The sequence below is a fragment of the Bradyrhizobium cosmicum genome (genome assembly GCF_032290525.1).
Classification (GTDB): domain Bacteria; phylum Pseudomonadota; class Alphaproteobacteria; order Rhizobiales; family Xanthobacteraceae; genus Bradyrhizobium; species Bradyrhizobium cosmicum_A.
Genome location: NZ_JASXTA010000457.1, coordinates 1 through 248, shown reverse-complemented (window position 1 = coordinate 248; position 248 = coordinate 1). Strand labels below are relative to the sequence as shown.

General features: G+C 62.9%; 1 protein-coding gene. It reads right to left on the bottom strand.

Features of this window, described 5'->3' with window-relative positions; genetic code table 11:
- Positions 1 to 248 (bottom strand): aldehyde dehydrogenase family protein (locus QSV46_RS40550; RefSeq protein ID WP_314964347.1); only part of this gene is annotated, 248 nt, incomplete at both ends.

Genomic DNA, 248 nt, shown 5'->3' with positions numbered 1-248 from the left:
GCTCGAAGAAGTAGCCCTTGTTGCCGACGCGGTGCCCCCCGGTCTCGAGCTTGGCGCCCTTTCCGACCGCATCCTGCACCATACCCTCGATGGCGGTGACGCGGCGCGGATTGGCAAGCGACCCCATCTTCGAGTCAGGATCGAGACCATTGCCGACCTTCATCGACTTGGCGCCTTCGACGAACTTGTCGACGAATTCACGGAACACGTCGTCCTGCACCAGCATGCGCGTCGGCGAGATGCAGACC